The sequence below is a fragment of the Skermanella sp. genome, from assembly GCF_059503625.1.
The window spans coordinates 1-2,448 of record NZ_JCACHA010000415.1; the positions used below are offsets into that span (position 1 = coordinate 1).

Annotated in this window: 2 protein-coding genes; both read right to left on the reverse strand. The window is 66.8% G+C overall.

Features of this window, described 5'->3' with window-relative positions:
- Positions 1-1,578: tetratricopeptide repeat protein (locus AC5JJ6_RS09200; RefSeq protein WP_496041748.1), on the reverse strand; the 1,578-nt coding region annotated here is incomplete at its 3' end.
- Between the two features lie 31 nt (positions 1,579-1,609).
- Positions 1,610-2,026 (reverse strand): flagellar biosynthesis repressor FlbT, encoded by a 417-nt coding sequence (locus AC5JJ6_RS09205; RefSeq protein ID WP_496041749.1) that lies wholly within the window; start codon positions 2,024-2,026, stop codon positions 1,610-1,612.
- Positions 2,027-2,448 lie beyond the last annotated feature (422 nt).

Here is a 2,448-nt window from a genome sequence, read left to right on the forward strand (position 1 = left end):
GACGATCCGCTCGACGTAGTCGCCGTCGCAGCCTTCCGGGGTTTGGCGCGGGTCGGATATCAGGTAGTCGATCTCCCCGATGCCGGTCGTGCCGACATAGCCCGCCCAGGTCGCCTGGACCGGCGCCGGCCGGTAGGTGAAGGCTTGCAGCCTGTTGTTCGCCGTATGGCCCGACAGGTCGACCAGGATGTCGATGCCGTCGCCCCGTATCTTCTCCGCGAGCGGAAGGCCGTCGAGCGAGGCGACATCGTGCCAGCGGTCGGCGTAGTCGCGGAACCGGGCGGTCATCGCGTCGGCGTGCCGGCGCGACGAGTAGCAATGGACTTCGAACCGGGAGCGGTCGTGACGCGGGACGACGCCGATAAGAAAAAACCCCACCGGATGCTGCCCGAAATCGGCTGAGACGTAACCGATCCGCAGCTTCCGTTCCGGATCGGGATCGCGGTCCGGAACGGGCGGCATCTGCGCTCCAACCCGCCCGGACGGCCCGTGGCGCTCGCGCCAGACCGCATGCAGGCGCTTCAGGTCGGCGGCGCTTTGCGTCAGGTCGTATTGGCGGGTCAGCAGCAGGTTGCTGTGCATCTCCGGATTCGCGGGCTGAAGCAGCAGCGCGCGGGCAAGCAGCCGGGCGCCGGCCAGCGGTTCGCCGATGCCGTTCAGCAGGACGCCGTAGGAGTTCAGCACGAAGGGGTCGGCCGGGCCGTAGCGCAGTGCCGTCCGGAAGATGGCTTCCGCCGCCGCGATGTCGTGCAGCGCCGAGTGCAGCATGCCCAGGCAGTGCCGCAGGTCGACGTCGTCGGGCCGGTGCCGGACCACCAGCGTCGTCAGCGGGATCGCCTCGCCGGTCCGTCCGGCGTCGCGCAGCGCTATCGCCAGCAGCCGCATCAGGCTGCAATCCACCGCATGCGGCGCCAGGCGCGCCTGCCGCCCCAGCGCTCGCAGCGACCCGTCAAGGTCGCCGGTGCGGAACCGGATCAGGGCGATGTGGTGATATGTGGAATGGTTGTCCGGCCGGTGCGCCACCGCGCGCCGCAATGCCGCCAGCGCTCGGTCGTTCTGTCCCAGCGCATGGCGGGCGACGCCCAGGTTGTGCCACGACTCGCTGTGATGCGGATCGAGCAGCAGGGCGCGCCGGTACGCCTCGGCGGCCGCTTCGGCCAGTCCGCCGTCGAACAGCACGTTGCCCAGGTTGTACCAGCCGTCACGGTCCGCCGGATCGACCGCCAGCAGGCAGCGGTAGCACAGGATCGCCGCTTCGCGGTTTCCGGTGGTCCGGTGAAGCGTCGCGAGGCTCAGCCAGACGGGCGTGGAATAGGGATGAGCCGACAGGGCCTGACGCCACAGCGCGCTGGCGTCGGTCAGCCGCCGTTCCCGCTCGGCAATCAGGCCGAGCAGGTGCAGGGCGCCGGGATCGTCAGGATCGGTTTGCAGGATTTCCTCGCACAACCAGCCGGCCATCACGAGGTTGCCTGCCAGAAAAGACCGCTCCGCTCCGGAAAGCAGCTCGGCGGCCAGGGCGGTCTCGGCGGCGTCAAGGGCGGCCCTGGAAGTACGGGCCGCCGGGTGCTCTTCAGACATGCCTGGTCCGGTGAAGCGTGGTCTTATGGCCTCAGCCGGCGGGGAACTCGCGCACCAGCGCGTCGTCGAACTGGATCAGGTGGCGGGTCAGTTCGAGAGCGCCGAGATAGTCGCCCTTGCGGGCCAGTTCGGAGATGATCGCGAGGCTGCGCAGCACCGGCTGAAGCTCGGTCGCTTCGGCCCGGTCGTCCAGCAGGTTGATCAGGGCGTCGTGATGCTGCGGGGCGCCGACCGGGTCCAGGGTGAGGAGCTGGAGCGCGTAATAGATCTTCTTGGTCGCCGTATCGGCGTCCTTCTCGTCGAGGATCAACTGCTCGCGCGACAGCACGGGCGTATCCTGCGGAACCCGGAGCTTGCCGTCGGCGCTCATGTGGACCGGAATGCCCTTGACGATAACGGTGCCGCCGGGCTCGAGCGGCAGGAGCGTCCAATCGTTCGTATCAGTCATGTTCGTGCCACCCCAGTTGTGTCGTCGTTGGTTCTGCGGGGCGACTGAGACATGCTCCCGCCCGGTCGCGATTCGGACGGGATTATGTCTACTTCACAAATGTTTTGCAAGTCGGAGTTACACCGTTAGATGTAATCCGTTCGCTAAGCGCCTTGCGCGGCAATGCGTCTTCATGAATTAGACAGGGTGTTATTCTGCGCGGATGAGAGATGGAACCTTGCCGGGCCGCGCGTTCCGGCATGAACCTTCCGGCGTGGTTTCACGTGGGCGAGAGTCTCCAGGCAGGAATTTTCCCGTCGGACGCTATGACTAAAATTCTGGTTTCCCAAAAATGACCCAATCCAAGTCGATGGCCCGTCAGCGTCCGGCGGCCAGGACGTGCTCGATGGCGCGGACGCTTTCGTCATGGCCGAACAGGGCGG